Source organism: Vibrio sp. Vb1554, assembly GCF_033344235.1.
Genome location: NZ_JAWPOJ010000398.1, coordinates 1 through 1,094 on the forward strand (window position 1 = coordinate 1; position 1,094 = coordinate 1,094).

A 1,094-nucleotide genomic window follows, 5' to 3' on the forward strand; every position below is an offset into this window, starting at 1 on the left:
TGGTTGGAAGGCACGCAATCTAAAGATTTTGCGAGTTTTCGCCATAGCATTGTGAGCACGATTAATACCATTGACACACTATTACAGATGCAGCTCAATGAGATCATTCATCATCCAGATTTTCAGAAATTAGAGTGCAGTTGGGTAGGTGTTCGATATTTATGTGAACAAGTTGATAAACCGTCGTCTGACTCAGTAAAAATTAAAGTTCTATCTGCAACATGGAATGAAGTAAGTAAAGATGCGCTCAAGGCTATCGAATTCGATCAGTCTGCCTTGTTTAAATTGCTCTATCAAAATGAATATGGAATGGCCGGAGGAGAACCCTTTGGTGTGGTTGTTGGTGATTATCAATTACGTTATGACCCGAGAACAAATTATTTTGATAGAGATATCTCTGTGCTAAGCAAGATATCTCAGTCTGCTGCTGCGGCATTTAGTCCATTTGTAATGTCTGCGTCTCCTGAAATATTCGGTGTGAACACATTTGCCGAACTTTCGTCGACTCGAGACGTTGCGGCACAATTTGAACAAATTGATTATGTCAAATGGAGACAGTTGCGAGATAACGATGATACCAAGTTTATTGGCTTAACCGCTCCTAACGTGCTTTTTCGACAACCCTACAAAAGTGATGGTTCTCGAAACGATCAATTTGAATTTCAAGAGAATATTGACGATTCAAATAACGATTTATTGTGGGGAAGTGGAGCCTTCTGTTTTGCTGCTGTTTCGATTAGAGCATTCCAAGAGCACGGTTGGTTTACTCACATGCGAGGAATAAAACAGGGGGATTATAGTCAAGGCATTATTGTTGCTCCTACAAGAAACAAAACGCGCATTAATGGCAAAAATGACAGAGATAGATGCCCTTTAAATCTAAAAGTCTCTGAGCGTAAAGAGCAAGAACTGTCTGATTGTGGGTTCATTCCGATTTCACCAGTTCCTGAAACAGACATGGTCGGCATGACTTCCAATGTTTCGTTGTATAAGCCAAAACTGTACGAAGAGAAGCATGTTGCGACTAATGCAAAACTCACCTCAATGCTCCAATACACGATGTGTGTATCGCGTATAGCACACTACGTCAAAGT

1 protein-coding gene is annotated in these 1,094 nt (G+C 40.5%); it reads left to right on the forward strand.

Annotation, left to right across the window (positions count from 1 at the left end; genetic code table 11):
* Nucleotides 1-1,094, forward strand: a 1,094-nt coding sequence (tssC, locus tag R8N28_RS26585) for a type VI secretion system contractile sheath large subunit (RefSeq protein ID WP_318183837.1), incomplete at both ends; no start/stop codon positions are given.